At 71.7% G+C, this 26,882-nt stretch carries 24 protein-coding genes; 16 read left to right on the top strand and 8 right to left on the bottom strand.

Features of this window, described 5'->3' with window-relative positions; genetic code table 11:
• Nucleotides 1-233: 233 nt before the first annotated feature.
• Nucleotides 234-1,493, bottom strand: coding sequence for a DUF1015 family protein (locus ACFXMF_RS33680; protein WP_379988902.1), 1,260 nt, complete (start codon nt 1,491-1,493; stop codon nt 234-236).
• A gap of 103 nt (nt 1,494-1,596) precedes the next feature.
• On the opposite strand from ACFXMF_RS33680, the gene ACFXMF_RS33685 reads away from it, so the two are divergent.
• Nucleotides 1,597-2,070: a tetratricopeptide repeat protein gene (locus ACFXMF_RS33685; RefSeq protein ID WP_360318807.1), complete on the top strand. Its 474-nt coding sequence runs from the start codon at nt 1,597-1,599 to the stop codon at nt 2,068-2,070.
• Between the two features lie 95 nt (nt 2,071-2,165).
• Nucleotides 2,166-3,182 carry an HAD-IIA family hydrolase gene (locus ACFXMF_RS33690; RefSeq protein ID WP_360318821.1) on the top strand — a complete coding sequence of 339 codons (1,017 nt, stop codon included), beginning with the start codon at nt 2,166-2,168 and terminating at the stop codon, nt 3,180-3,182.
• A gap of 149 nt (nt 3,183-3,331) precedes the next feature.
• Here ACFXMF_RS33690 and ACFXMF_RS33695 read toward each other — a convergent pair whose 3' ends face one another.
• A complete protein-coding gene (locus ACFXMF_RS33695; protein ID WP_360318804.1) occupies nt 3,332-3,673 on the bottom strand; it encodes an alkyl sulfatase C-terminal domain-containing protein in 342 nt (113 codons plus the stop codon).
• Nucleotides 3,674-3,896: 223 nt separating this feature from the next.
• On the opposite strand from ACFXMF_RS33695, the gene ACFXMF_RS33700 reads away from it, so the two are divergent.
• The 6 genes from ACFXMF_RS33700 (at nt 3,897) to ACFXMF_RS33725 (ending at nt 9,748) form a co-directional block, all read left to right on the top strand.
• Nucleotides 3,897-4,565: a histone gene (locus ACFXMF_RS33700; RefSeq protein WP_379988905.1), complete on the top strand. Its 669-nt coding sequence runs from the start codon at nt 3,897-3,899 to the stop codon at nt 4,563-4,565.
• Nucleotides 4,562-4,828, top strand: a complete 267-nt coding sequence (locus tag ACFXMF_RS33705; RefSeq protein ID WP_360318798.1) for a hypothetical protein — start codon at nt 4,562-4,564, stop codon at nt 4,826-4,828. Before ACFXMF_RS33700 ends, ACFXMF_RS33705 begins: the two co-directional genes overlap by 4 nt.
• 249 nt (nt 4,829-5,077) lie before the next feature.
• Nucleotides 5,078-5,881: a TlyA family RNA methyltransferase gene (locus tag ACFXMF_RS33710; RefSeq protein ID WP_360318795.1), complete on the top strand. Its 804-nt coding sequence runs from the start codon at nt 5,078-5,080 to the stop codon at nt 5,879-5,881.
• A 73-nt stretch (nt 5,882-5,954) separates the two neighbouring features.
• Nucleotides 5,955-6,842, top strand: coding sequence for an NAD kinase (locus ACFXMF_RS33715; RefSeq protein WP_360318793.1), 888 nt, complete (start codon nt 5,955-5,957; stop codon nt 6,840-6,842).
• Nucleotides 6,843-6,955: 113 nt separating this feature from the next.
• Nucleotides 6,956-8,695 (top strand): DNA repair protein RecN, encoded by a 1,740-nt coding sequence (recN, locus tag ACFXMF_RS33720; RefSeq protein WP_379988923.1) that lies wholly within the window; start codon nt 6,956-6,958, stop codon nt 8,693-8,695.
• Between the two features lie 549 nt (nt 8,696-9,244).
• A complete protein-coding gene (locus tag ACFXMF_RS33725) occupies nt 9,245-9,748 on the top strand; it encodes a hypothetical protein (RefSeq protein ID WP_360318790.1) in 504 nt (167 codons plus the stop codon).
• Between the two features lie 535 nt (nt 9,749-10,283).
• Here the strand turns inward: ACFXMF_RS33725 and ACFXMF_RS33730 are convergent.
• Complete coding sequence (locus tag ACFXMF_RS33730; RefSeq protein WP_379988906.1) at nt 10,284-12,749, bottom strand: hypothetical protein; 2,466 nt, start codon at nt 12,747-12,749, stop codon at nt 10,284-10,286.
• A gap of 255 nt (nt 12,750-13,004) precedes the next feature.
• Between ACFXMF_RS33730 and ACFXMF_RS33735 the strand changes: the two genes are divergently transcribed.
• From ACFXMF_RS33735 to ACFXMF_RS33765, 7 genes are all read left to right on the top strand, one after another.
• Complete coding sequence (locus ACFXMF_RS33735) at nt 13,005-14,426, top strand: extracellular solute-binding protein (protein ID WP_379988907.1); 1,422 nt, start codon at nt 13,005-13,007, stop codon at nt 14,424-14,426.
• 52 nt (nt 14,427-14,478) lie between these two features.
• A complete protein-coding gene (locus ACFXMF_RS33740; RefSeq protein WP_360318780.1) occupies nt 14,479-15,432 on the top strand; it encodes a sugar ABC transporter permease in 954 nt (317 codons plus the stop codon).
• A complete protein-coding gene (locus tag ACFXMF_RS33745) occupies nt 15,429-16,307 on the top strand; it encodes a carbohydrate ABC transporter permease (RefSeq protein ID WP_360318777.1) in 879 nt (292 codons plus the stop codon). The genes ACFXMF_RS33740 and ACFXMF_RS33745 overlap by 4 nt, the downstream gene beginning before the upstream one ends.
• A 29-nt stretch (nt 16,308-16,336) precedes the next feature.
• Nucleotides 16,337-17,245, top strand: a complete 909-nt coding sequence (locus ACFXMF_RS33750) for an NAD-dependent epimerase/dehydratase family protein (protein WP_379988908.1) — start codon at nt 16,337-16,339, stop codon at nt 17,243-17,245.
• Nucleotides 17,245-18,558: an enolase C-terminal domain-like protein gene (locus ACFXMF_RS33755; protein ID WP_379988910.1), complete on the top strand. Its 1,314-nt coding sequence runs from the start codon at nt 17,245-17,247 to the stop codon at nt 18,556-18,558. The genes ACFXMF_RS33750 and ACFXMF_RS33755 overlap by 1 nt, the downstream gene beginning before the upstream one ends.
• Nucleotides 18,559-18,755: 197 nt before the next feature.
• Nucleotides 18,756-19,832 (top strand): LacI family DNA-binding transcriptional regulator, encoded by a 1,077-nt coding sequence (locus ACFXMF_RS33760; protein ID WP_360318768.1) that lies wholly within the window; start codon nt 18,756-18,758, stop codon nt 19,830-19,832.
• Nucleotides 19,833-20,025: 193 nt separating this feature from the next.
• Nucleotides 20,026-21,639 (top strand): FAD-dependent oxidoreductase, encoded by a 1,614-nt coding sequence (locus ACFXMF_RS33765; RefSeq protein WP_379988912.1) that lies wholly within the window; start codon nt 20,026-20,028, stop codon nt 21,637-21,639.
• 48 nt (nt 21,640-21,687) lie between these two features.
• On the opposite strand, the gene ACFXMF_RS33770 is transcribed toward ACFXMF_RS33765, so the two are convergent.
• Both ACFXMF_RS33770 and ACFXMF_RS33775 read right to left on the bottom strand, forming a co-directional pair.
• The gene (locus ACFXMF_RS33770) at nt 21,688-22,245 is read right to left on the bottom strand and encodes a hypothetical protein (protein ID WP_379988913.1); all 558 of its coding nucleotides are present in this window, start codon (nt 22,243-22,245) and stop codon (nt 21,688-21,690) included.
• Nucleotides 22,246-22,375: 130 nt separating this feature from the next.
• A complete protein-coding gene (locus ACFXMF_RS33775; protein WP_360318762.1) occupies nt 22,376-23,170 on the bottom strand; it encodes a metal-dependent hydrolase in 795 nt (264 codons plus the stop codon).
• 201 nt (nt 23,171-23,371) lie between these two features.
• Between ACFXMF_RS33775 and ACFXMF_RS33780 the strand changes: the two genes are divergently transcribed.
• A complete protein-coding gene (locus tag ACFXMF_RS33780) occupies nt 23,372-24,436 on the top strand; it encodes an NAD(P)-dependent oxidoreductase (RefSeq protein WP_360318760.1) in 1,065 nt (354 codons plus the stop codon).
• Between the two features lie 32 nt (nt 24,437-24,468).
• Here the strand turns inward: ACFXMF_RS33780 and ACFXMF_RS33785 are convergent, their stop codons facing one another.
• The 3 genes from ACFXMF_RS33785 to ACFXMF_RS33795 all read right to left on the bottom strand — a co-directional run.
• A complete protein-coding gene (locus ACFXMF_RS33785; RefSeq protein ID WP_379988915.1) occupies nt 24,469-25,287 on the bottom strand; it encodes a class I SAM-dependent methyltransferase in 819 nt (272 codons plus the stop codon).
• 377 nt (nt 25,288-25,664) lie between these two features.
• Nucleotides 25,665-25,961, bottom strand: a complete 297-nt coding sequence (locus ACFXMF_RS33790; RefSeq protein ID WP_379988916.1) for a hypothetical protein — start codon at nt 25,959-25,961, stop codon at nt 25,665-25,667.
• A 694-nt stretch (nt 25,962-26,655) separates the two neighbouring features.
• A partial coding sequence (locus ACFXMF_RS33795; protein WP_380020946.1) for an integrase core domain-containing protein occupies nt 26,656-26,882 on the bottom strand: 227 nt, incomplete at its 5' end.

The following is a 26,882-nucleotide window of genomic DNA, read 5'->3' on the forward strand; positions in this document are numbered from 1 at the left end:
ACACGAAGTCACGAGCGAGGGGCCACTTTTTTGTGGAGGAGCCTGCGACGGAACAAAAAAGTGGTGCCTCGCGAGCCGGCGCCGAAGGCGCCCAACAAAAAGCAACGCTGCATCGCCGAAAGCCCCCCACCCCCTAGCTCCGCTCACGACCCAGGCCGGTCAGGGCGCACCCCCTCACGCCCCAGCCCCGCCGCCCAGCCCTGCCGCCCAGCCCCCCTCCCGACCCCATCGCACTACTCGTCCAAGTCCAGGCTTCTCAGGACCAGGCCGGTGGCCGGCTTCGGGCCGAAGGAAGTGGATTTTCGGGGCATGCGGATGTCTTGTTCGGCCAGTTCTCGGACTACTCGTTCGTCCGTCGGGCGGAGGAGGATTGCGGTGCCGCCGGTGTGGTGGGCCTGGCGGACGGCGGCGGTGGCGTCGTGTACGTAGGTGATGTTGTCCCAGTTGTCGGGGACGTGCCAGACGCGGTCGAGCAGGGCCGCGTGCAGAACGGTGGCGTCCAGGCAGCGCCAGGTGGGTGGGCGGTCGGCGCGGATCGCGAGGTCGAGCAGGTCCGGGTCGGGGCCGGTGAGCAGGTGGAATCGGCGGTCGCCGGCGAGCAGGAAGGCCGGGCCGACGGTCTGGTCCAGTGCCCACAGGGCGGCGGGCAGTGTGCCGTCGAGGGGGCGGGCCAGGAACGCGCCGGCGCCCGCGTCGCCGTAGGTGGCCAGTGCGTTCAGCGCGTCGGCCGGGCGCAGGTTCGGCAGTACGCGGTGGATCGCGCCGACCCGCAGCGGGTGTCGCACCGTGTCCACGAGCAGGACCAGGCCGCGGTCCCACGGGCCTTCGCCGCGGCCGTCCGCGTGGGCGCGCTCGCGCATCCGCGCGTATGCGGCCCAGCGGTGGTGGCCGTCGGCGATCAGGGCCTTGCGATCGGCGAGGTCCTCGCGGATCTTGGCCTGCGCGTGCCGATCGGTGACCCCCCACAACCGGTGACGTATGCCGTCCGGGGTGCGCAGGCCGACCAGGGGCGGCTGGTGGGTGGTCTGTTCGACCACGTCCGAGGCGCGCCCGCCGCCCGTGTACACGAGCAGGATCGGCTCGGGGTTGGCCGACAACTCGCTCATCAGCGTCGCCCGGTCGGCGACCGGGCCGGCCATCACGTCCTCGTGCGGCATGACGGCGGAGTCGAGCGACATCGCGCCGATCAGACCGCGCTGGATCGAGTTGTGATCGCGCTGTTCGTATACGTACAAGGAGGGCAGCGGGTCGGGGCGCAGCACGCCCTCGGCCAACCAGGTGCGCAGGGTGCTGCCCGCGTGTACCGCGCTGCGCGGGAGGACCAGCCGCACGATGTTGTGTGGATCGGAGTCCTCCAGCACGGGCACACCGCCGGGCTCGACCACGTCGTACGGTGGCGAGGTCACCGACGCGACGTCCCCGACGCGTTCCGGGTCGTAGCGGAGCCCACGGAAGGGGGCCAGATCCAGCCCGTTCGGCACTGCGTCGTCCATGGCCGAATGTTACGGGCCCGAGCCCGGGCAAGATCAGGACATCCGATGTCGGCGGTTGCCGGATTTTGGTGACCGGCGCGTGGTCGAGGTGCGGGAGGGCATCATGGCGATGGCTCAGGGAGCCGACGGGATGAACGGTGCGCCCACGGGCGATGTGTACGACTGGTACCGACGCGGGGTGCAGTTGCTCGCGTCGGGTAATCCGGCCGCCGCCGCGCAGTTGCTGGCGCGGGCGGCGGATGCGGCGCCGGAGTCGCGCAGTGTGCGTGAGGCGTTGGCGCGGGCGTGGTTCGACTCGGGCAGACACGACGAGGCGCTGCGGCACTTTCGCGCTGTGGCCGAATCGGATCCGGCGGACGACTACGCCCAGTTCGGCTGGGGACTGTCCGCCTCGCGGCTCGGCGACTTCGAGACCGCGGTGGAGCATCTGGCGCTCGCGGTGGCGATGCGGCCGGAGACCAAGCACTACCGGACGGCGCTGGTCCAGGCGCGGGCCACGTTGCGCGCGCGGGCCGGCGCATACGGGACGATCGGCAAGGACGGTGGGGACATGGACGACAGGAGCGACGACGCGTGAGCAAGCAGACCTCGGCAGGCGCATCGGCAGGCGCAGCGGAACCGACGGGCGCGGCGGCATCGCACACCGCGGCGGAATCGGCGTCCGCGTCATCCGTGTCGGCCGCGACGGGCGGTGCGGACGGGGCTGCGGATGCGGGGGAGCCGGCGCGGGCGTACGACGTCGCGCTGCTCGACCTGGACGGTGTCGTGTACACCGGTGCGCGGGCCGTTCCGCACGCGGTTTCGGTGTTGACCGAGGCGCGCCGGCGGGGGATGGGGCTCGCGTACGTCACGAACAACGCGTCGCGTCCGCCCAAGGCGGTGGCCGAACACCTGGTCGAGCTGGGTATCTCGGCGGAGCCGGAGGACGTGGTGACCTCGGCGCAGGCCGCGGCGCGGGTGGTGGCGGAGCGGGTGCCCGAGGGCGCGGCGGTGTTGGTGGTCGGCGGTGAGGGCCTGGAGGTCGCGCTGCGCGAGCACGGGCTGCGGCCGGTGCGGTCGGCGGACGAGGAACCGGCGGCGGTGGTACAGGGGTTCGCGGCCGATGTGGGGTGGCAGGCGCTGACGGAGGCGTCGTACGCGGTGGCCCGCGGGGTGTTCTGGGTGGCCTCGAACGCGGACCTGACCATTCCGACCGAGCGTGGGATCGCGCCGGGCAACGGTGCGCTCGTGGGCGTGGTGCGGGCGGCGACGAAGGCCGAGCCGGTGATCGCGGGCAAGCCCGAGTTGCCGCTGCACCGGGAGACGATCCTGCGTACCGGCGCGCGTCGGCCGCTGGTGGTGGGCGATCGGCTGGACACCGACATCGAGGGCGCGTGCAACGGGGGTGTGGACAGCCTGTTGGTGCTCACCGGGGTGACCACACCCGACGGGTTGCTCGCGGCCCGCGCCGGGCAACGACCGACGTTCGTGGCGGAGGACCTGCGGGCGTTGTTGGCCGCGCCGGTGACGGCCCGGCCGGAGGGCGACGCGTGGGTGTGCGGTGGCTGGTCGGCGCGGGTGACCGAGGGAGCGTTGGCGGTCCGGGGCTCGGGTGCGCGCATCGACGGGCTGCGCGCGGCGTGTGCGGCGGCCTGGGCGACGGACGAGCCGGTGGACACGGCGGGCGTGGCGGCGCACCTGGGCTGGTAGCGGCGTGGACGCGGCACGGGCGCGGGAGGCCCGAACGGGCGTGCGGCCGAATCGAAGCAGCCTGCTCGACGCGCGCAGCCAACAGCGCGCGCACGGCACCGTGTGCAAAGTAGCCTCGCTCGAAGCAATCCTGCGCAAAGCAGCCCTGCTCAGAGCAGTTTGCGCAGCACCAGCAGGTCCTTGAACGAGGCGTCCAGCTTGATCCGGCCCTTGGCCCACGCGGTGGCGAAGTTCAGGTCGCCGGCGACGAGGGCGATCAGGTCGTCGCCGGTCGTGGTGAGTCGGATCTGCGCCTTGTCGCTGCGCGGTTCGGTGTCGATGTCGTGCAGCGCACCGTCGCGCAGTCGTCCGGAGAAGGTGACGTCCAGGTCGGTGACCCGGCAGCTCAGACTGCGGTCGAGTTGCACGGCCTTGCGGGTGTCGCCCTCGGCGCGGCCCATTTTGGCGGACAGTTCCTGGAGGGCCTTGCGGCACTCTTCGACGGTGGCCATGCGCGGCGTTCCTTCCATGGGATCCGGTTGGCGACCGTACCCCACCGACGGGCCGGCGATGCCGGTGCCGGTCGCCCGTCGCGGGTTGGGCGGGGACGGCATGTCGTTGCTTCCGGTCCTGCGCCGGTCGAGAGGGTAGCGTCGGAGCAGACCGATCATCGCCGTTCGTATCGCCGCACAGGCACGCGTACGGGCAGCCGGAGCAGGAAGGCAGGTGCCGTTTATGCGAGATGTCGTTCGCAGTTACCTTCAGATCGCCAGTGGCTTGACCGAGATGACCCGGCAACGGGTCACCGAGGTGGCCAAGGTCCTGGTCGAGCGCAGTGGCCTGGACCTGGAGCAGGTGCCCGATCAGGCTCAGGCGTTGCCGCAGTACGTGCAGCAGGTGGCCGAGGAGTTGTACGAGACCGGCAAGGCGAACCGGGACCTGCTCGTGGGTGTGGTGCGCGGCGAGGTCGACAAGGCGTTGTCCCGGTCGAAGCCGTGGGCCAAGGACCTGATCAAGGCCGAGGAGGAGATCGCGCGGCTGAAGAGCCGGGTGACCGACCTGGAGCACCGGCTGGCCCGCGCGTCCACGCCGCGCACGCCGCGCCCGGCGGCGGGTCCCGCCGCGGCATCGGCCACACCCGTCGCCCGGCCCCCGGCTGCTCCGGCCGCTCCCGTCGACAAGCCGCTCGTCGCGAAGTCGCCGGCCGCGAAGAAGGCCGCCGCGAAGAAGACCTCGGCCGCCCGCCCCGCCGAGTCCGCCGCGGCGTCGACGCCGGCGGCCGGCCCGCGCAAGACCGCGCGCAAGACGAACGGCACCGCCGCCGCGAAGAAGACCACGCCGGCCAAGAAGACGATCCGCAGCAAGCCCGCCGCGCCGGCCGCCGACGCGGACGATCAGTCGTGAGCGAGGACGCGGGCGGGCACGCGGTCGCGGATCCGGCGCCGAGCGCGGACGGCGATGCTCCCGACCGGGTCGGCGTGCCTTCGGCGGTTGCCGTGATCGGACCGCTCGACGTGGAACCGCCCGCGCCTTCCGGTGATCCTCATGTAGACGCGGTACTTGCGACTCTGAGCCGTGTGGGTGACCTGCCCACCGAGGCGCACGGGTCGGTGTACGAGGATGTGCACCGAGGATTGCGGGACACCCTGGCGGAACTGGACCACTAGGTCCGCGCTCCATGCCCCTCGGGGCGAGACGGGCAAGTGCAGAGCGGGCCGGTACCGGGCGGGCAAGTGCCAGGCGTACCGACGCGCGGCGCAAGCTCCGGGCGCGAACCCACCGGCCCGGCTCGGCTCGATCCGGCTCGGTCCGGTCCCACACAACCTCGGCAACCTTCCGCGCAACCCGCAGCACAGACTTCGGCACGACAATCCGCACAACCAATCCGCACAACCAAGGAACGGCAGGCACGACCGGTGGCACGACGCAGGCTCGACGCCGAGCTGGTGCGCAGGGGACTCGCTCGCTCCCGGGACCACGCGAGCGAATTGATCGCGGCCGGACGGGTGACGGTGGGCGGCCAGACCGCGACCAAGGCCGCCACCCAGGTCGACGCGGGCGCGGCCGTGGTGGTCGCGGCCGACGAGGGCGACCCGGACTACGTCTCGCGCGGCGGGCACAAGCTCGCCGGGGCGCTCGCCGCGTTCACCCCGCGGGGCCTCACCGTCGAGGGGCGGCGCTGTATCGACGCGGGTGCCTCCACCGGCGGCTTCACCGACGTGCTGTTGCGCGCGGGTGCGGCGCACGTGGTCGCGGTGGACGTCGGGTACGGGCAATTGGCCTGGGCGCTGCGCAGCGACGACCGGGTGACGGTACGGGACCGGACCAACGTGCGTGAGTTGACGCCGGATCAGGTGGGGCCGGCGGCCGACCTCGTGGTGGGTGACCTGTCCTTCATCTCGCTCGGCCTGGTGCTGCCCGCGCTGGTGCGCTGTTCGGCGCCGGACGCGGACCTGGTGATGATGGTCAAGCCGCAGTTCGAGGTCGGACGCGAGCGGCTGGGCGCGGGCGGGGTGGTGCGTGACCCGGCATTGCGGGCCGAGGCGGTGCGCACGGTGGCGGAGCAGGCCGCGAAGACGGGTCTGGGTGTGCTCGGGGTGACCGCGTCGCCGTTGCCGGGGCCATCGGGCAACGTCGAGTACTTCCTGTGGATGCGGGCCGGTGCGCCGGACCTGGACCCGGCGGATGTCGATCGGGCGGTCGCCGAGGGGCCTCGGTGAGCGGCGTGCACGATAGCGTCACGGCATACGGGTACGGCTGCGGTCGATGCGGTGCGGACGAGGGGATACGGGCATGAGCGATCGCACGGTACTGGTGGTGACGCACACCGGCCGACCTGCGGCCCTGCGCAGTGCACGGCTGGTGGTGGAGCGGCTGATCGCGGCCGGCCTGGGCGTGCGGGTGCTCGAACACGAGGCGGACGACCTGGCGCTGCCGGGCGCGGTCGTGGTGTCGGTGGAGCCCGACGCGGCCAAGGGGTGCGAGTTGGCGATCGTGCTCGGCGGCGACGGCACGCTGCTGCGGGGCGCGGAGTTGGTACGCGACGCGGCGGTGCCGATGCTCGGGGTCAATCTGGGGCGGGTCGGCTTCCTGGCCGAGGCCGAGCGCGAGGACCTCAACGACGTGGTGGAGCGGGTCGTGGCGCGCGACTACGACGTCGAGGAGCGGATGACGCTCGACGTGGTGGTCCGGGTCAACGGCGAGATCGCGCACACCAACTGGGCGTTGAACGAGGCCGCGATCGAGAAGGCCTCGCGCGAGCGCATGCTCGAACTGGTCGCCGAGGTGGACGGCCGGCCGCTGTCCCGCTGGGGCTGTGACGGGGTGGTGTGCGCGACGCCGACCGGCTCGACCGCGTACGCGTTCTCCGGCGGCGGACCGATCGTGTGGCCGGAGGTGGAGGCGCTGATCATGGTGCCGATCAGCGCGCACGCGCTGTTCGCGCGTCCGGTGGTGGTCTCGCCGAACTCGGTGCTCGCGCTCGAACTCGCGCCCGAGACGCCGCCCGGCGCGTTGTGGTGCGACGGCCGGCGGACCGTACATCTGCCTGCGGGCGCGCGGGTGGAGGTGCGGCGCGGGACCCAGCCGGTGCGGTTGGCGCGGCTGCATCGGGCGCCGTTCACGGATCGACTGGTGGCCAAGTTCGCGTTGCCCGTGAAGGGGTGGCGCGGGCACCGGTGAGGCCCTCGGGCGGGCCGTATGGTCGTCTGTCGGTGTGTTGAACACACGCCGTTGAACTGCGTTCTTCGCGCGGAGTCCCCACGACCTCGTAGTGTCGTCCCGTGCTCGAAGAGATGCGGATACAGGGTCTGGGTGTCATCGAAGACGCCGTAGTCGAGCTCGCGCCGGGCTTCACCGTGGTCACGGGCGAGACCGGCGCCGGCAAGACGATGGTGGTGACCGGACTGGGTTTGCTGTTCGGTGGCCGAGCCGATGCCGGGCTGGTGCGCAACGGGACGGGGAAGGCCCTGGTGGAGGGTCGGCTCAGCGTGCCGGCGGACTCGCCCGCGGGTCGTCGGGCGGCCGAGGCGGGCGCCGAGGTGGACGACGGCGAGCTGCTGCTGGCGCGGACCGTCTCGGCCGAGGGCCGCTCGCGGGCGCACGTGGGCGGGCGGAGCGCGCCGATCGGGTTGCTGACCGACCTGGCCGACGACCTGATCGCGGTGCACGGCCAGACCGACCAGCAGCGGCTGCTGCGTCCGGCCCGGCAGCGCGGCGCGCTCGACCGGTACGCCGGTGAGGCGGTGTCGGTGCCGCTGAAGGCGTACGGCGGGGTCTATCGACGGCTGCGCGAGGTGAGCGCGGAACTGACCGAGATCACCACCAGGGCGCGCGAACGTGCGCAGGAGGCCGACCTGTTGCGGTTCGGCCTGACCGAGATCGAGCAGGTCGTGCCGCAGCCGGGCGAGGACGCCGAACTCGCCGCGGAGACGCTGCGGCTGGGCCACGCCGACGCGCTGCGCACTGCGGCGACCACGGCGCACGAGGCGCTGTTGGGCGACCCGGAGACCGGTACGGACGCGGTGGACGCCTCGACGCTGCTGGGCGCCGCGCATCGGGCGGTGGAGGCGGTGCGCGCGCACGATCCGGCGCTCGCGGCGTTGGCGGATCGGCTCGGCGAGGTCGGGTATCTGGTGTCCGACGTGGCGGGCGAGCTGGCGTCCTATGCGGCCGGCGTGGATGCGGACCCGGTCCGGCTCGCGGCGGCGGAGGAGCGGCGGGCGGCGCTGTCCGGGTTGACCCGCAAGTACGGCGAATCCATCGACGAGGTGTTGGCCTGGGCCGAGCGCTCGGCCGCGCGGTTGGCCGAGTTGGACGGCGACGACGACCGCACCGAGGAGCTGACCGCCGAACGGGACGCACTGCGAGGCGAGTTGGCGACGCTGGCGAGCGAGGTGTCGGCGGCGCGGTTCGCGGCGGCGGAGCGGTTCGCGGCGGCGGTCACCGGTGAGCTGAGCGCGCTGGCGATGCCATATGCGCGTGTGGGCGTGGCGATCTCCGGCGTGGACGACCCGGACGGGCTGCCGGTGGGCGATCGGGTCCTGGCGTACGGCTCGATGGGCGTGGACGAGGTCGAGCTGCAACTGTCCCCGCACCCGGGCGCGCCGCCGCGCCCGCTGGCCAAGGGCGCCTCCGGCGGTGAGCTCTCGCGAGTGATGCTCGCGGTCGAGGTGGTCTTCGCGGGGGCCGATCCGGTGCCCACGTTCGTCTTCGACGAGGTCGACCAGGGCGTCGGCGGCAAGGCGGCGGTCGAGGTCGGCCGCCGGTTGGCCCGCTTGGCGCGGGTCGCGCAGGTCATCGTGGTCACCCACCTGCCCCAGGTCGCCGCCTTCGCCGATCGTCACCTGGTGGTGGAGAAGTCCAGCGACGGCTCGGTCACCCGCTCCGGCGTGGTCACCCTCGACGACGCGGCCCGAGTCCGAGAGCTCTCCCGGATGCTGGCCGGCCTGGAAGACTCCGAACTCGGCCGCGCACACGCGGAGGAACTCTTGGCCACGGCCGCCGGTGCCAAGCTCGAGGCCGCAGGGCCCTGAGGGGGCTGGGGGCTGCGCGCGTCTTGTTGCCCGGCGTGGGTCGGGGGCGGCTCGGGGCTCCTGGTCGTGGGCTGCGGTCGCGTCTTGGTTGGGTCGGGTTGTTTCCCCACCCGCTCCACCCGTTGCGTCGAGCTCGAAGGCTGCGGATCAGCGGCACCGGCGCGACCTGATCCGGCCTCGCAGCCTGCATCGTGGCTGCGCGGGACCGGGCGAGTCGGCTGCGGCTACGTCTCGGGCTTTCCCCCAGCCGCCGAACGACGCCGCGACCCGGCGCGTCAGCGCCCCCGACGTTGCGTCGCCTGCGACCGTCGTCAACGCCACTCGCTTCGCTCGCGACCCAAGCCCGCCCGCCCCCGCGACCCAAGCCCCACCCCTTATCCCCGCCCCCGCCGACTTGCCAATTCGCGCCATCCGGGCCGGGGCCGTTGTCGGGGTAAGGGTGGGTTGTTGTACTGGGTGTGTGGGACGGGTGTTGTTGCATCCGGTGTTCTTGTGTACTTCTGCTCCTCCGCACGGTTCGGGTCCAGCCCAGAAACCCGGGAGACAGGTATGTCCAAGCGCGCAAAGTTCGCTGCACTCGCCAGTGCCGGGGCGCTCGCCGCCCTGACCACGTTCGTCGGTACCGCCTCTGCCGGTGGGCCGTCGACCTCCCCGTACAACTGTGTGGACACCAGGGGCGGTGCGTTCACCGCCAAGGTGACCTACTCCACCGGTGGCGGCCTGCTCAAGGTGAGCATCGCCCGACCGGTGCCCGTCGGCTTCCCCGCCAACTCGATCAACACCACCGTGCTCTTCAACGGGCCCGGTGGCGGCGTGGTCTACGACGGTGCGATCAATCCGCCCTATCCGGCATCCTCGCCCGTGCTCAATCTCGGTGCGATTCCCAAGGTCAGCGGCACCATCTCGCCCGGCCAACCGTTGAATGCGGTGCTCACCGGCGCACCGCCTTCGCCGAGCAACTGGAGCCTGCGCGTGCTGTTCCCGTCCGGATCGTGGCCGAGCTGGTACTGCGTCACCCGCACCCCGCTTGCTCCGACGCTGATCTACAACTGATCCACCCACCAGCCGGGGCGGCGGCTCCGAGTCCGCCGCCGCCCCATCCGGTCCGGTCGTCGTGTTCAGCGCTCGATCGCCGTGAGCGCGGCGCCGGTTGCCCGGCACAGTTCCTCGTCGGCGAGGATGCTTCCGCCGACCCGTCGCTCGTTCGCCACGATCGTGCGGAGCGTGTCTGCGGCCTATCGGGCCGGTGGGCCGATGTCGCCCAGGAGGCGAACGACGATCAGGGTGTGCTCCGTTGCCCTGCCGGAGCGCACCGGGGCCGGCGCCCGCAGGAGTTCCGGCAGTGCCGGCTCCGGGTCGCCGGTGATCCGCCACCACGCGTGTGCGGCCGAGGATCTCGCACGCGGTGAGCGCGTACGGTGTGTCCGGAAGGGCCGCCAACTCGGGTACGGCCGGCTCGGCGGCGGCCCCCCAGTCGGCCAACGTGGTGAGCAACATCGGGTTGACCCGCGCGTCGGGATTCGTGCGCGGGGCCGGGCATCGAAGGATGGCGCCCCGCACGCCGCCGCCCCCCGATACCCACTCACCATCAGCAACCCGCCTCCGGCGTGTCCGTCAACCCGTAATAGATCCGCGGCGCCCCGTCCAACCGCACCGACACCCGCCCACGCACCGGCGTCAACAGCCGCTCGCGCCCGATGCAGTCCACCTCGCGGACCGTTGCCGAGGCGTGGCGACCCGGCCGTGCCGCCGTCGCAGTGGCCGCACCGGCCGCCACCGTCACCGTCGTCTTGGTGCGCCACCCGTCCACCCACGGCTCGGGCGCGGCGAACCAGCCCGAGTCGGTCGGGTGGTCGGGGTTGAGCACGTAGCCGTCCTTGCGGCTCCACAGGATCGAGATCGGTCCCTCCGGCGAGGAGAACAGCAGGCCGTGCAGGTCCGGGTCGGCCAGCGTGAATCGGCGGACGAACACCGCCCGGTCCAGCACCCGGGCCGCCGTCGCATAGGCCAGCGCCGACGGCTTGGCGCCGAGGTCGCGGTGCATCAGGCCGTAGTGGTACTCGGAGTTGACCGGGTCGGCCAGTTGCGGCTTGCCCAGCACGCTGTCGTGCAACTGGTACCAGTTCACGCAGCGCACCCCCTCGGCCTTGGCCAGCGCCAGGGTCAGCAGGACGTTCTCGGCGGCATGCCGGTAGGTGTCGTGCCACCAGCTGTTCGGCTTGGTGCACGCGTATGCCTCGGTCAGCCACAACTCCTTGGGCCCGTACTCGGCGATCACCTCGCGCGCCTTGCGCAGGCCGCCGAGGAAGTTCCAGTACGTGCCGTGATCGCCCATCGTCCAGTCGGCGGGCGCCGGGGCGTAGTCGGGGGTGAAGTTGCCTCGGCCGGGGTGGAAGGCGAAGCCGTCGATCAGGCTCCAGCCGCCCGCGTCGCGGAAGTTCTTGGTCCAGACGTGGTCCATCCCGGCCAGTCCGGCATTGAGCACCCTGGTCTGCGCTCCGGCCGCCGTCAGCCGATCGCGGACCGGGTGCAGGCCGTCGCGGACGTAGGCGGACGCGGTCTGTCCGCTCATCCACGGCTTGTTGATCTCGTTCGCCACCTCGAACCAGTCGGCGCCGGCGCCGATCGCCTTGGCCGTGTTGGTGTCCGCCCACGCGGCGACCTGGGCGGTGGTGCCGCCGAGTGGGATGCCGGCCAGTTCGATGTTGTGCGCGATGCCGGCCGCGTCCAGCGTGGCCGGCGGCAGGCCCGGGCCGCCGTCGTAGGAGATCCGCACCCGCCTGATGCCCAGCCGCTGCATCAGTTCCAGCACGGCCGGGGTGTCCGGTTGGAGCAGCCACGGATAGTTGGCGATGCCGAACATGCTGTCGGCGGCGCTCGCCCGGTAGGTGAACGGGGGCAGCACCGCGAGGTTGGTCCGGGCGAACGCCTCGTCCGTCCCGGAGGTCGCGCTCACCTCGGTGAACACGATGCCCTGCGCCGGCGAGGTGACGGTGAAGGTCTGCGCCCAGGTGGCGCCCGCCGCGATCGTGCCGGTGACCGCGCCGCTGCCCAGCACCCGCCCGTCGAAGTCGCGCGCCCACCAGGACAGTCGCACCGTCCGCTCGGTACTGCCGCCGTTGGCGACCTCGGCGTGCAGCGGCATCGGCACGCCGCCCTGGTCCCACAGCGAGAACGGTCGGTCGGTCCACACCTCGACGCCCAGCGGTCGGCCCGCCCCGGTGGTGCCGGCCGCCGCGGGCCGCATCGAGCCGAGCACCAGGTCGGCCTCGGTCACCGCGCCGCCGGTGCTCGCGGTGCCGGGGGCGTGGATCCAGGTGGCGTTGGTCCAGGCCGGGGTGGTGCCGGCGAGCCGGAAGTACGCGTTCGTGTCGGCCCAGGTCTCCCGGTAGACCGCGCCGGCGTTGCTCTCGTACGGGATGCCGCCGCCCGCGTCCCGGTTCCACGTGGTCAGCGCGACGAACGCCTCCGGCGCGGTGGGTGCGAGTACCGTCCGTCCGAACATGAAGCCCGCCGGGGTCAGCGTGGTCGAGCCGCCCACCTCCCAGCGCAGGTGCGCCCGGTGCGGGGTGACGTCGAAGATGCCCCGGACGGTGATCCCGTTCGCGGCGGCGGGCAGCGTGTACTCGACCTGGATCGCCGGTCTGCCGTCCGCGAGCGTGATCGACGACGGGGTGCCGCCGGTGCTCTGTTGGATGCCGACGACGGTGTCCTTGGCCATGAATCTGGTCAGCCGGACCCGTTCGACACCGGCGCCGTCGCGGACCGAGACGTAGCCGTCGGCGCCCGCGGTCAGGCTGATGCCCGGCGCGGACACGGTCACCGGCGCCGCCTGGCCGGCCGCGAAGGCGGTCCCGGACAACGTCGCGCCGACCGCGCCGACCGCGACCGCCCCGGCGAGGAAGCCGCGTCGATGCAGGCCGGTGCCGGCGCCGCGGTGGTCGCCGGGCCGGTCCTCGATCCGAGCCTCGACCCCGGCACCGGCCTGGTGGTCGACTGCGTGGTCGCCTGCGTGCTCCGGAGTGTGCTCGTCGGGCGTGCGGTGGGTGGACATGAGGATGCCTTTCCCGAGCGACGGGGTTCACCTAATGCGGATTAGAGCGAATGTGTACTCCGATCGCCGACCCGAGTCAAGGCCGCCGTATGTCTGATTCGCCGGTTCGCGCAACCTGCCGACAACCCTCTTGACACATCCTCCTAATGCGAATTAGATACGACCTCATCGCCTCCGGAAGCGCATCGGCGCCCGGAACGGCACCCACTCCGGAAGCTCATCCGGGCCGCAGCATCAGGATCCAGGGAGGTACCCGTGGCCGAGTCAGTCCCGGTCAGCACGCACCGGCGTCGGCGCCGTCGGGCGGTGGCAGGGGCCGGGGCGCTCGCGCTCGCCCTCGTCGCCGGCACGGCCGGCTGTTCGTCCGGCACGTCCGGCGGTTCGGGCGGCGCCGGCTCCGCCGGCAAGACCACGATCACCGTCGCCGGCATGCCCGCGACCACGGCCCCGAAGACGCGGCAACAATTCCTGGACGCGGTCGCGGCGTTCGAGAAGGCCAACCCGAACATCAAGCTCAAGCCGACCGACACCCAGTGGGACGCGCGCACCTTCGCCGCCCGACTGGCCGGCGGCAACGCCGAGACGGTGCTGACCGTGCCGCTGACCGAACCGCCGGGTCTGATCGCCCGCAAGCAGATCATCGACCTGAGCACCGAGGTCAAGGGCCTGCCGCACTCGGCCGACCTGGACCCGCGCGCACTGGCCCCGGCCACCGCCGCCGACGGCAAGGTCTACGGGCTGCCGATCACCGAGTACGCGCTCGGCCTGGTCTACAACCGCGACCTGTTCACCAAGGCCGGCCTGGACCCGGACAAGCCGCCCGCCACGTGGGACGAGGTGCGGGCCGCCGCCAAGAAGATCTCCGCCACCGGCGCCACCGGCTACACCCAGATGACGGTCAAGAACACCGGCGGCTGGATCCTGACCGCGATGACGTACGCCTACGGCGGCTCGATGGAGAAGAAGGTCGGTGACAAGTACGCGCCGTCCCTGCTCGACGGCCCGGCCGAGAACGCGCTCCGGCAACTGGCCGCGATGCGCTGGCAGGACGACTCGATGGGCAACAACCACCTGCGTACCCAGCAGGACGCCGAACGCGACTTCGCCGCGGGCAAGATCGGCATGATGATCAGCACGGTCAACAGCTACAACCGCTACATCACCCAGTACTCCGGCAAGCCCGCCGACTTCGGCATGGCCGCGCTCCCGCAGCAGAACCCCGGCCGGTCCACCCTGCTCGGCGGCATGATGGCCGTGGTCAGCGCCAAGGCCACCCCGGCGCAACGATCCGCGGCGGTCAAGTGGATCGACTACTTCTACCTCAAGCCCTCCTACGACCCGGCCGCCGCCGAGGAACTCGCGCTCGCCCAGGCCGCGGACAAGCTCGCGGTCGGCCTGCCCACCCTCCCGTTCTACTCCGTCGCGGTCTCCGACCCGGTCAACACGGCGATCAACAAGCACGCCAACATCCCGGCGGCGAACTTCGCGCCGTACGTCAACGGCGTGGGCAAACTGGACTACCAGGTCGAACCGCCGGTCGCCGCACAGGAGTTGTACGGGGCGTTGGACACGGTGGTACAGGCCGTGTTGACCCGCAAGGACGCCGACCCGCGCGAGGAGTTGACCAAGGCCACCGACCGGCTGGGACCGGCCTTCGAGAAGGCGCAGGCACCGTGATCGGCGCAGGGGCCCCGATCGGCCCGGACCGGCGGCCCGTCGAGGTCGCGTCGTGAGCACGCCGACCATTCCCCGGGAGGCACCGCCCGTCGTCGCCCCCGCGCCGGCCGGGAAGCGTGCGCTCACCGCGAACCGGCTGCGCGGCGGCTCCCGGCACCTGGTGCCGGCGTTGTTCCTGCTGCCGACCGTGCTGGTGTTCGGTCTGTTCTCCTGGTGGCCGATCGTCCGCAGCCTGCTGCTGAGCTTCCAGCAGACCAACCTGGTCGAGCCGGCGACCTGGGTCGGCTTCCAGAACTACCGGACCCTGCTGGACGATCCGCTGCTCGCCAAAGCGGTGTGGAACACCGTGGTGTTCACCGGTCTGGCACTGCTGATCGGCTTCCCGCTGCCGCTGTTCCTGGCCGTGCTGATGTCCGAACTGCGGCGCGGCGGCGCCCTGATGCGGGTGCTGGTCTACCTGCCGGTGGCGGTGCCGCCGGTGGTCGCGGTGCTGATGTGGAAGTGGTTCTACGACCCGGACACGGGATTGTTCAACGAGGTGCTCGGCACGGTCGGGCTCGGCCCGTACCCATGGTTGCAATCCGCCGACACCGCGATGACGAGCCTGGTGGTGGAGGCGACCTGGGCGGGCGCGGGTGGCGCGGTGCTGATCTATCTGGCCGCGCTCGCGAGTGTGCCGACCGAGTTGTACGAGGCCGCCGAACTGGACGGGGCCTCGATCCGGCGCCGGTTGTGGCACGTCACGTTGCCGCACATGCGCTCGATCCTGCTGATCATGATGCTGCTCCAGGTGATCAACACCTTCCAGGTGTTCACCGAGCCGTTCGTGCTCACCGACGGCGGCCCGGAGGACTCCACGGTCACCGTGCTGCTGCTCATCTACCGCTACGCGTTCGTCAGCGGCGACTACGGCAGCGCCGCCGCGCTGAGCGTGAGCCTGGCCGCGGTGCTCGCGGTCCTGTCGGCGATCTATCTGCGGCTCACCCGCACGTGGGGGACGAAATGAGTACCGGAACCCGGGGCGTGATGTCCGAGGCGGAGCGCCGCCGCCCGCTCACCCGGATCGGCCTGGGCACCACGCAGTTCCTGCTGATCGCGGCGCTGGTGATCGAGGGCGCGGGGCCGATCTACTGGGTGTTCAAGGGTTCGATCTCCTCCACCCAGGAATCGCTGCGGCACCCGCTGGCGCTGTGGCCCGAGGATGCGCGGTGGTCGAACATCTCGACCGCGTGGACGAGCCTGGACCTCGGCCGCTATCTGATGAACACCGTGGTCCTGGTGGGTGGTTCGTGGTTCGTGCAGTTGTTCGTCGCGGTGACCGGCGCCTACGCGTTGTCCGTGCTGCGGCCGTTCTACGGGAAGTACGTCTACGCCGCCGTGCTGGCCACGCTGTTCCTGCCGGGCACGGTGTCGATGGTCTCGCTCTACCTGACCATCCAGGACCTGCCGCCGACCGGCACCTCGATCGCGAACACGCCGATGGCGGTCTGGTTGCCGGCCGGTGCGCACGCCTTCAACGTGCTGCTGATGAAGCAGTTCTTCGACGGTATTCCGAAGGAACTCCTGGAGGCGGCACGCCTGGACGGCGCCGGTCCCTGGCGAGTCCTCACCCGTATCGTGCTGCCCATGTCCCGGCCGATCCTGGCCGTGGTGTCGCTGTTGGCGGTGATGAACGCCTGGAAGGACTTCCTCTGGCCGATGATCGCCATCACCGACTCGGACAAGCAGCCGCTGGCGGTGGCGCTGCCGCGACTCGCGGACACCTCGGACCAGAGCCTGCTGATCGCGGGCATGTTGATCACGATCATCCCGCCGGTCGTGGTGTTCCTGGTCTTCCAGCGGCAGATCGTGCGCGGGATCGCCTTTACGGGGCTCAAGTGAGTGCGGGACGTGGGGGGTTCGGGGTGGAGGTGACCGGGGCTTGCCCGGCGCGGGTCCTGGTCACCGGTGCCGCGGGGCGATTGGGGACGGCGGTGTCGGCCGAACTGGCGGATCGGGGCGTGCCGGTGACGGCGTTGGTGGCGCCGCCGGCTTCCGCGTCGGCCGGCTCGTCTTCGGTCGACGAGGCCGTGCGGTTGTGCGTCGATCGGGTGGTGGTCGGCGATGCGCGCGACCCGGCGGCGGTGGCGGAGGCTCTCGACGGGGTCGATGCGGTGATTCATCTCGCCGCGCTCGCCTCGCCCGAAGTCGCCCCGGCCGAGGTGGTGTTCGGGACGAACACCCAGGCCACGTTCGTGGTGCTGAACGAGGCCGGCCGAATGGGGGTGCGGCGCGCGGTGGTGGCGAGCAGCCTGTCGGTGACCGGCCTGCCGTTCGCCCGCTCCACGCCTCGCCCGCAACCGGCCTACCTGCCGCTGGACACCGCGTTGCCGCTGCGCGTCGAGGACCCGTACGCGCTGTCCAAGCAGGTCGACGAGGCCACCGCCGCGATGATGCACCGGCGATACGGCATGACGGTGGCGGCGCTGCGCCTGCCGTTCCTCGGCGATCCGGATCGACTCGCGGGGCACGCCGCGCGGTTGGCCGCGAATCCGGCGCTCGGCGCGCCGGAGGTGTGGAGTTACCTCGACCTGCGCGACGCGGCCCGGGCGTGCGTACTGGGCCTGACCGCGCCGGCGGTCACCGGCGCGCCGGTGTTGTTCGTGGCGGCGCCGGACACGCTGATGGCGGCGGCCACCGGCGAGTTGCTCGCCGCCCATCTTCCGGACGTGCCCCGCCGCGCGGTGTTCCCCGCCCGGTCGGTCCCGATCGATCTGACCCCCGCCCGGCGACTCCTCGGTTTCACCGCCCGGCACCCGTACCCCCAGGAGCGACCCTGATGACCACGTCGGAGACGACACCGGCCGAGCCGGCCGACGCCGCGGCGATCCCGGCCGCGGCGATGCCCGAGACGCAGGCCCCGTGGCCGGCCCGGGACGCGTTGCGGATCACCGCGGTGCGGGCGATCGTCACCGCGCCCGGGGGTGTTCCGCTCGTCGTGGTGCGGATCGACACGTCCGAGCCGGGGCTGTACGGGCTCGGCTGCGCCACCTTCACCCAGCGCTTCCACGCGGTTGTCGCGGCCGTCGAGGAGCACCTCGCGCCGATGGTGATCGGCCGGCATCCGGGCGACATCGAGGACATCTTCCGGATGTTGCACTTCTCCTCCTATTGGCGCGGCGGCCCGGTGCACAACAACGCGCTGTCCGGAATCGACCAGGCGTTGTGGGACATCGCCGGCAAGCGACTGGGCGTACCCGTCTACGAGTTGCTCGGCGGCCGGGTGCGGGCCGGCGCGGCGGTGTACACCGGGGCCCGCGGCGGCGACATCGAGGAGTCGATCGAACGGGTCGCCGCGCTGGCCGAACAGGGCTACCGCTACGTGCGGTTGCAGACCGGCGGTCCCGGTCTCGGTACCTACGGCGCGGACGGCGCGCCGGGCGGGTACCCCGGCGCGCCCTACCCGGACGGCTGGGACGTCGGCCACTACCTGCGGACCGCCCCGCGCCTGTTCGAGCGGGCCCGGGAGGTGCTCGGCGACGAACTCGGGCTGCTGCACGACGCGCACAACCGGCTGACCCCCAAGGAGGCGGTGGGGCTGGCCCGTTCGCTGGAGCCGTACCGGCTGTTCTTCCTGGAGGATCCGCTGGCGCCGGAGCACTTCGACCGGCTGCCCGAGGTGCGGGCCGCCGCGCCGATGCCGATCGCCTCCGGCGAGTTGCTCACCTCGATGACCGACGCGACGCGCCTGGTCACCTCCGGCGGCGTCGACTACCTGCGGGTGCACGTCTCGGCGGTGGGTGGGCTGACGCCGGCCCGGAAGTTGGCCACGCTGTGCGAACTGACCGGCGTACGAACCGCGTGGCACGGACCGCCGGACGTGTCGCCGGTGGGCGCGGCGGTCAACGTCACGCTGGATGTGACCAGTGCCGCGTTCGGCATCCAGGAACAGCACGTCTACCCCGAGCGGGTGCACGAGGTGTTCCCCGGCACGCTGCGCACGGTGGACGGCTACCTCACGCCGTCGGATCGGCCCGGTTGGGGCATCGACCTGGACGAGGCGATGGCGGCGAAGTATCCGCCGCGGACACATCTGCACGAGCGCTGGGCCGCCCGGGTGCGGCGGCCCGACGGCGGGTTGGAAGCGCCCTGAACCGCGTATCGTCACCGGATTGTGCGCCGTCGTGTGCCGGCGCGGCGACTGCCGGTTCACGCCGATACCGGCTCACACACCGTCACCGGATATACTGGATTCATAGATCTGATGCGCATTAGGAGTTCGTCGACGGCCGTTCGATCGTCGGTCGTTGCATTCCGGGTCATTCCGTTGCCAGCCATATGGAGGAGTACATGAAGCCGATCGGGGGGCCCGGGCGGCCGGCTGGTTCACGCGCGAACCGGCCCCGTCAGGCGGACATCGCCCGGCTGGCCGGCGTCTCACAGCCGACGGTGTCCCTGATCCTCAGCGGCGGTTCGGCGGCGGTCGGGATCGCCGACGAGACCCGGCTCAAGGTGATGGCCGCCGCCGAGCAGCTCGGCTACATGCCCGACCCGATAGCGAAGCGACTCGCGGCCGGCCAGAACAACCTGCTCGGCCTGTATACGTTCACCGCGACCTTCCCCACCGAAATGTCGCACGCCTACCATCCGTTCCTGGTCGGCATCGAGCAGGAGTCCGCGGCGCAGGGCTACGACCTGCTGATGTTCATCGCGTCGAGCATCACCGGCGAACGGCCGCATGCGGAGGTGCTCAACCGGGTCCGGCTGGCGGACGGTTGCCTGTTCATGGGCCGGCATCTGCCGATCCGGGAGATGGACCGGCTGCTGGCCACCGACCTGCCGGTGGTCTACCTGGGCCGGCACGACGACTTCGGCGACCGACTGCCGTACGTCGGCGCGGACTACGTGACGGCGACGGCGGAGGTCGTGCGTCACCTGGCCGAGCTGGGCCACCACCGGATCCTGTACGTCCGCGAACTCGACGACGCGATCAGCGCGGTCGATCGCGAAGCGGGGTTCCGCCGCGGCATGGCCGAGTGCGGACTGCCGGTCGAGCGGTCCACCGTGGTGCGCACGGACGGTTCGGACCTGAGCGCGGACCGGCTGCGCGGCTGGTACGAGCAGGGCGTCACCGCGATCGTCACCGAGGCGACCGACACCGACGCCGCGCACCGGGCGGTGCTGGCCGCCGCGTCGACCGCCGGCTACCGATTCCCCGAGGACCTGTCCCTGGCCACCCTGGGTGCCCCCGAACACGCGGTGCCCGGGCCGGCCTTCCTGTCCGGCTTCTCGGTGCCGCGGCGGGAGATGGGCGCGGCGGCGGTCCGCCTGCTCACCGGACTGATCGCGGGGGAGCCGAATCTGGCCAGGCATCAGTTGATGAGTTGCGAGCCGGTGCCGGGGGAGACGGCGGGGGCGGTGCGGTGAGATCGCCGCGGTGAGTCCGCCGCGGTGAGGTTGGGCCGGCATCGGTGGAACGGCCCTGTCGGCATGCGCTCTTGCGCCCGCCTCGGTGGTCCGCTTCGGTCTTCCCCTTCACCCGCGCCGGTCCGCGTCGCCGGTGCCGGATTCGGTTTCGCCCGTACATCCATTCATCAGCGCGTTCACGGAAGGCTTCAGCATGTCCGAAATCAGCACCGAGGTCCTCATCGTCGGCGGCGGCCTCGGCGGAGTCGCCGCCGCACTGGCCGCGTGCCGGGCGGGCCGCACGGTCGTACTGACCGAGGAGACCGACTGGATCGGCGGCCAACTCACCGCACAGGCGGTGCCGCCGGACGAGCATCCCTGGATCGAGAGCTACGGCGCCCCGGCGAGCTATCGCGAACTGCGCACCGCGATCCGCGAGCACTACCGGACCTGGTATCCGCTCACCGGCGCGGCCCGAGCCCGTCGTGAACTCAACCCCGGCGCCGGCTACGTGAGCAAGTTGTGCCACGAACCGCGGGCCTCGCTGGCCGTGTTGCAGGCACTGCTCGCGCCGCACCTGGCGTCCGGGCGGCTGCGAATACTCCTGGAGCACGTGCCCGCCGAGGTGTTCGCGGACGGCGACCGGGTGCGCGCGGTCACCCTGTGGGGCGTGCGCACCGAGGAGTCGCACACGATCAGTGCGGCGTACGTGCTGGACGCGACCGAGACCGGCGAGTTGTTGCCGCTGGCCAAGGCCGAGTACGTCACGGGCGCGGAGGCCCGGGACGAGTACGACGAGCCGAACGCGCCCGCGCAGTACCAGCCGTTGAACATGCAGGGCATCACGTACTGCTTCGCCGTGTCGTACCACGAGGGTGAGAACCACGTGATCGACCGGCCTGCGGACTACGAGTTCTGGCGGTCGTACCGGCCGGACTTCTGGCCCGGCCCGCTGCTCGGCTTCCTCGCGCCCGATCCGCGCACGCTGGAACCGGAGGCGCGCACCTTCGACCCGCGACCCGGGGGCGACCCGCTCGCGGTGAACGCCGACCAGAGCGCCAACGCGGGCGGCGACGACCTGTGGTTGTTCCGCCGGATCCTGGCCAAGGGGCTGTTCGAGCCGGGCGCGGTCGACTCGGACATCACGCTGGTGAACTGGCCGTTGAACGACTACTGGTTGCGGCCGATCATCGAGGTCGGCGCGGACGAGGCCGCCGCCGCGCATCGGGAGGCCAAGCAGCTCTCGTTGTCGGTGCTGTACTGGCTCCAGACCGAGGCGCCCCGGCCGGACGGCGGTACCGGGTATCCCGGACTGCGGTTGCGGCACGACGTCGTCGGCACCGCCGACGGGCTGGCCAAGTCCGCGTATGTGCGCGAGTCGCGGCGGATCCGCGCGGTCACCACGGTGACCGAACACCACGTCTCCCGGGACATCCTGGGCACGCACGGGATCCACCACTTCCCGGACTCGGTGGGGGTGGGTGCGTACCGGATCGACCTGCATCCCTCGACCGGCGGGGACAACTACATCGACGTGGCCAGCGTGCCGTTCGAGATCCCGCTCGGTGCGTTGTTGCCGATCCGGATGCGCAACCTGCTGCCGGCGGCGAAGAACATCGGGACGACGCACATCTCCAACGGGTGCTATCGACTGCACCCGGTGGAGTGGAACATCGGCGAGGTGGTGGGGCACCTGGCGGCGTACTGCCTGAAGCGGGGCGTGGAACCGCATGCGGTGCGCGAAGACCGCGCCCTGTTCACCGAGTTCGCGGCTGAGTTGGACGCCATCGGGGTGGAGCGTCACTGGCCGGCGCCGGCGGGATATTGAGGGGTGGGCGGTGCCCCGGGGCCTCGGCGCTTTGGCGTCCTGCCCGGTTCAGGGTCGGCGGAGGGTGTCCGCGGAGACCGCCCGGAAGCGTAGGAGCAGGGTGATCAGCGCGAAGAGCAGCAGCCAGGTCAGCGACCAGCCGAGGTCGGCGCCGCTGCCGACGGACGACGCCACGCTCGGCACGCCCACGCCGGCCACGGCCATCAGGGCGAGCATCGCGAAGAAGCCGGCGCGGATGAACCTGGCTGCGGTGTACCGGAATCGGTAGAGCAGCAGGAGGCGGGCGAGCGACAGGCGGCGCGGCGGGTCGACGTTGCCCGGGCCTGCGGAGACCACGAGCGCGCTCGCCTGGTCGAGCCAATGCTGGGCAACGCGAATCGCGTTGCCCAGCTCCTCCGGGCTGCCGGGAAGCCGTTGGCGGGCCTCCCACCACAACACCGCGAAGTCGACCTGCCGGGTCGCGTCCTCGAACGCGCGCAGCCGACGGCCGGTTTGCGATCGGCTCGCCTGACGGTCCTGCCAGGCGACTGCGAACACCCCTACGGCTGGGGTCAGTACGGGTACCACAACTGCGACCACGACCGCAGCCACGCCCTCCGCGCGCATCGACGCTCCCGTCGTTCGAGCCGGAACATCCGGCATGACAGCGGCGATTGCGCGCCGCGGGCAAACCGTTTCGACGGGTCGGCGCGGGTGTGGGGGAGGCGGATACCGAGCGGTGGGACCGGCTTCGGACTCAGCCGAGGTAGCCCAGTGCGCTGACGGCGCCCAGGCCGCCGGCGCCCATGAAGAGGGGCATCAGGACCTTGACTTCGACCTTGGCGCCCGCGCGGAAGCGCATGGACTTCGGCGGCCCGAGGGGGTACCAGCGCTTGCGGCCGATCGGTATGGGCCACAGGATCGGGCAGCCGGAGATGGTGAGTGCGTCGCCGATGCAGTGGGTCAGGGCGCCGAGGGCGATCGGCAGGCCGACCCACCAGTACTCCTGGCCGGGTTCGGTGAAGAACCAATTCGAGCCGTTGCCGGGGCGGTTCAGGATCTCCACGAGCATCCAGGTGCTGGTGGCGCCCAGCAGCCAGACCAGGATGTCGCTGTGCAATCGGGCCTGGCGCCACAGCAGGCCCTCGATGGCGAGCACCATGTGCACGAACAGGACGCCCAGTACCCCCCACCGGCCGCCGTACGCGCAGATCGCGGACGCGCCGGCGCCGACCAACAGGGCCCAGACCCAGGTGTGGGTGAGGGTGCGGTGGCCGCCGTTGCGGCGGGGGTCGCCCTTCTTGCGGGTGGCCTTGTAGGTGGCGGTGGCGAGCGCGTCGACCAGGCCGCACAGGATCAGGGATATCGGCCCGAACGAGCGGGAGACGGTGGCGGCCTTGTGGTCCAGGTCCGGACCGAGGGCGGCGCCGGCACAGATCAGCCCGCCGACCACCAGGACCGGCCAGGGCATCGGTCGACCGTAGGCATCGGCGGCGGCACCGGCGGCCATCCACGCGCATGCTCCGGACAGGGAATGGGCCGGCCCCATCATGTGGTCGTGCTCCTCTGGTGAACCCGGGCGAACCCCGAGCCCGCACAGTGACCGCAGCTTAGCGGTGGCGATCATGGTGGCCGCGAACGGCCTTGGTCGGGTGTGGAGTTTGCTCGCGGTGCCCGTGGTGGTCGAAGGACTCGGGCGAGTGTGGTTCCCGGGTCGCTGTAGGGTCGGTGGCCTTGCGGGGAAGGGGTGCACGTGGAGCGGGCGCGAGTCCTGTTGTTGGACGCGGCTCCCGGCGAGTTGCTCGACCGGGAACTGGACCGGCTGCTCGGGCACGGGCTGGGCGTCACCTTGAACCTGCGCCGGGTGGGCGACCGGGGCGCTGCGCGGGCGGGCTGGGGTGGGCGGGTGGACTTCGCCGATTTCGACGCCTTCGACGAGGGGGCGCTGATCGCCGAGTTCGTGCGGGACGGGATCGGCTACCACGCGGTGAAGTCCCGTGCGGGTGTGCCGTTGCGTGCGGCCTTCCTCGCGGCGGCCACCGATCCGACGCTGGCCAATCGGCTGCGGGTGATCGGGCGGGCCGGGGCGGGTACCGATCATGTCGAGTCGGCCGCCGCCGGCCGGCACGGTGTCGTGGTCACGCACACTCCGGGCTCCAACGCGAACGCGGTCGCGGAGTTCGCCCTGGCGCAGTTGCTCGCGTCGACTCGGCACCTCACCGCGCACAACGCGGCCGCGCACCAGGGGCGTTGGAGTGCGCCGAGCGCGCCTGCGGTGGAGTTGGCGGAACTGACCCTGGGGATCGTCGGGTTGGGCCGGATCGGGTCGGCCCTGGCCGAGCGGGCGAGCGCGCTGGGCATGACGGTGCAGGGCTTCTCCCGGCGTCCGGAGGCCGAGTCCTCGGTGCCTCGGGCGGCATCGCTCGCCGGCCTGTTGGCGACGAGTGACGTGGTCTCCCTGCATCTTCCGCTCACTTCGCAGACCCGAGGACTGATCGGGCGGGCGGAGTTGGCATCGATGCGACCCGGGTCGATCCTGCTGAACACCGCCAGGGGTGGCATCGTCGACGAGCAGGCGCTGGCCGACGCGCTGAGCGATCCGGCGGCGCCCCTGGTGGCGGCGGCGGTCGACACGTTCGAGCACGAGCACGCGGCCTTCGCGTCGCCGCTCTTCGGCCTGCCGAACGCCCTGCTGACCCCACATGTCGCCGGCATGACCAAAGGCGCGATGGCCACGGCGGCCCTCCGCTGCGCCGACCACATCGCGGCCCTCCTGGCAGGCCGCCCAAGCGGCGTACCGGTGGTGGCGACGGGCTGAAATCGGCCCGCTGGGCGCTCGGGGGCGGGCGCTCAGCGGGTGGGCGGTCGCGGGGTGTGGTGGTCGGCGCGCAGGCGGAACACCGTGGAGTCGGCGTCGTCCCGGGCAGGGTTGCCGTCCGAGTCCGTGACGGACACCGTGGTCAGTCCGGCTGCCGCGACGAGCGCTCGGAATCCGTCGCGGGTGTACCAGTGCAGCAGCCATGGCCGTTCCACGACGGCGCTCGCGTCCTGGGCGTGGTGCTCGTGGTGCTCGTGGTGCTTGTGGTGCTTGTGGTGCTCGTGGCGTTCGTAGCGCAGCAGGGAGATCTGGGTGCGCTCGGCTTCGTTGCGTTCCTCGGATACGAGGGTGAAGCGCAACCGTGCGCCGTCGGCGGCGGTGGCGGTACGGGTCGCGCCGATCCGGTCGGCAGGGGTGGGGGCGGGGATGTGCAGCGGGATCAGCGCGGAACCCCCGTCGACCAGGTGGCGGCGAATGCCTTCGAGCGCGGCGCCGGCGGCGTCGTCGTCCGGAAGCAGGTTGAAGGTCGGCCCGGCGAGGAAGATCGCCCGGAAGCGGCGGGGCAGGTCGAGCGCCTCCATCCGCTGGTGGTGGAGGGTGACCGTGACACCCGCGTCGTCGGCCCGACGTCGGCAGCGCGCCAACATGTCGGCGGAGGAATCGACCCCCTCGACGTCCAGCCCGCGGCGACGCAGATCGAGCAACGGATCACCGTCCCCACAACCCAACTCCAGCGCCGGTCCGCCCACTTCGCGAATGAAGGCCGCATGGACCTCGGGATCGGGGTCGAGTGATCGCAACGGGGCGTAGGACTCGGCGACGATGCCGGTGTAGAAGTCGGCGGGCTCCATGGCTTACGCATCCGTCCTTCCGTCGATTTCACGACCGCCACCGACACTCGCCGTGCCGACCGCCGGCCGCGATCCACGCGGCGGTTCGGCGAGCGTGGGCCGACGCGTCCCCGGGTTCTCGGCGCAGGGTAGTGCGCGGGGGTTCGGGGCCACCAGCGAATTCGGCCTCCATCGCTTGCCCCTGGACACCACCGGCATTCCCGCTCGCCGGCACCTCGGCCGGCGGCAACCGCGACGACATTGTCCGGGCGATCCTGCTCCGTCAGGGGGCGCCGTCGGCGTGAGGCGGACGAGGCATGCCCGGTGCATCCGTGCCCAGGAGCCATTCCCTGACGCTCGGTGCGCGGTCCAGGAGTCTGCCGACGTGTGTGCCCTCGCTACGCGAGGTCACTCTCGGCAGGGGGGGCGAAGTCATCGGGTACGACGTCCAACAGGCTCCGCACCCGGTCTCCCGTACGGAGCACGACGAGCAATTCGCACCGCAACTGGCGGGGCAGGTCCGGGCGATGGGGCGTGCTGTTCCACAGCAACGGCCACAGGTAGTGGGTCCCCGCGGGCGCCGTATTCGCGTGCACCCATGCCGGGTCCAGCCGCTGGTTGAGCCTGAGCCGAGCCGCTTGCTCCTCCAGCCCGAGCAGCGCGGCCGTATCGAGCACCTTCAATTCCCAAGGCACCGCGTCGTCAGGGTCCATCGCCCGATGCTGCCCGACGGCAGCAGCCCGAGCTTCGGAACCGGCCCATCGAAGGCCGTTTGGTCGGGAGTTCCCGGCGAGCGAGGAGGGCGAGGAGGGCGAGGAGGGCGTTTGCGGCCGGCGGTTGGGTTTTGGTCGGCAGCGGGTGGCTCAGTGCTAAACGGTCGGCGTGGGCCGGTGGAGGTGGGCCCGGTCCCGTGGTCGCCGGTGGCCGGGAGCCTTGGGTTTCCCGGCGAGAGGTGGGTGTTGCTTGCCGGAAAGGCGCCGGCAACGGCGCGGAGGGAGGGCGGTCCGGTTGGGTTCGCCGGGGAGCCTTGCCGAGTGGGTCGGGTGTTCGCGGCCGGCGGTCGCGTTTTGGTCGGCGGCGGGTGGCTTTGTGCTAAACGGTCGGCGTGGCTCGGCGGAGGTGGGCCCGGTCCCGTGGTCACCGGCGGTCAGGAGCCCTGGGTTCCCCGGCGAGACACAGGTGTTGCTCGCCCGGAAAGGCGCTGGCAACGGCGGAGCGGGTGGGTGCTTTCGTCGGGTTCGCCGGGGAGCCTTTCCGAGTGGGCCGGGCGTGCGCGGCCGGCGGTCGCGACTTGGTGGGCAGCGGGAGGCTCAGTGCTAAACGGTCGGCGTGGACCGGCGGAGATGGGCCCGGTCCCTGAGGTTTCCCCTGAATTATGGACACCGGTTTTCATGCCGCGAGTGTCACCGTGGCGGTCTCGTCGGTTCGAGGTCGTTGCTCGAAGGCGATGGGGCTGAGGTGGCCGAGTGTGCTGTGGCGTCGGTGGTGGTTGTAGAAGGCGATCCAGCGGAACACGTCGATCCGGGCCTGCTGTTCGTCCGCCCATTTCCTGCCGTGGAGAACTTCGCGTTTGCACGTCGCGAAGAAGCTCTCGGCGGCTGCGTTGTCGTAGCTGG

The sequence above is a fragment of the Embleya sp. NPDC059213 genome (assembly GCF_042754445.1).
Taxonomy (GTDB): Bacteria; Actinomycetota; Actinomycetes; order Streptomycetales; family Streptomycetaceae; genus Embleya.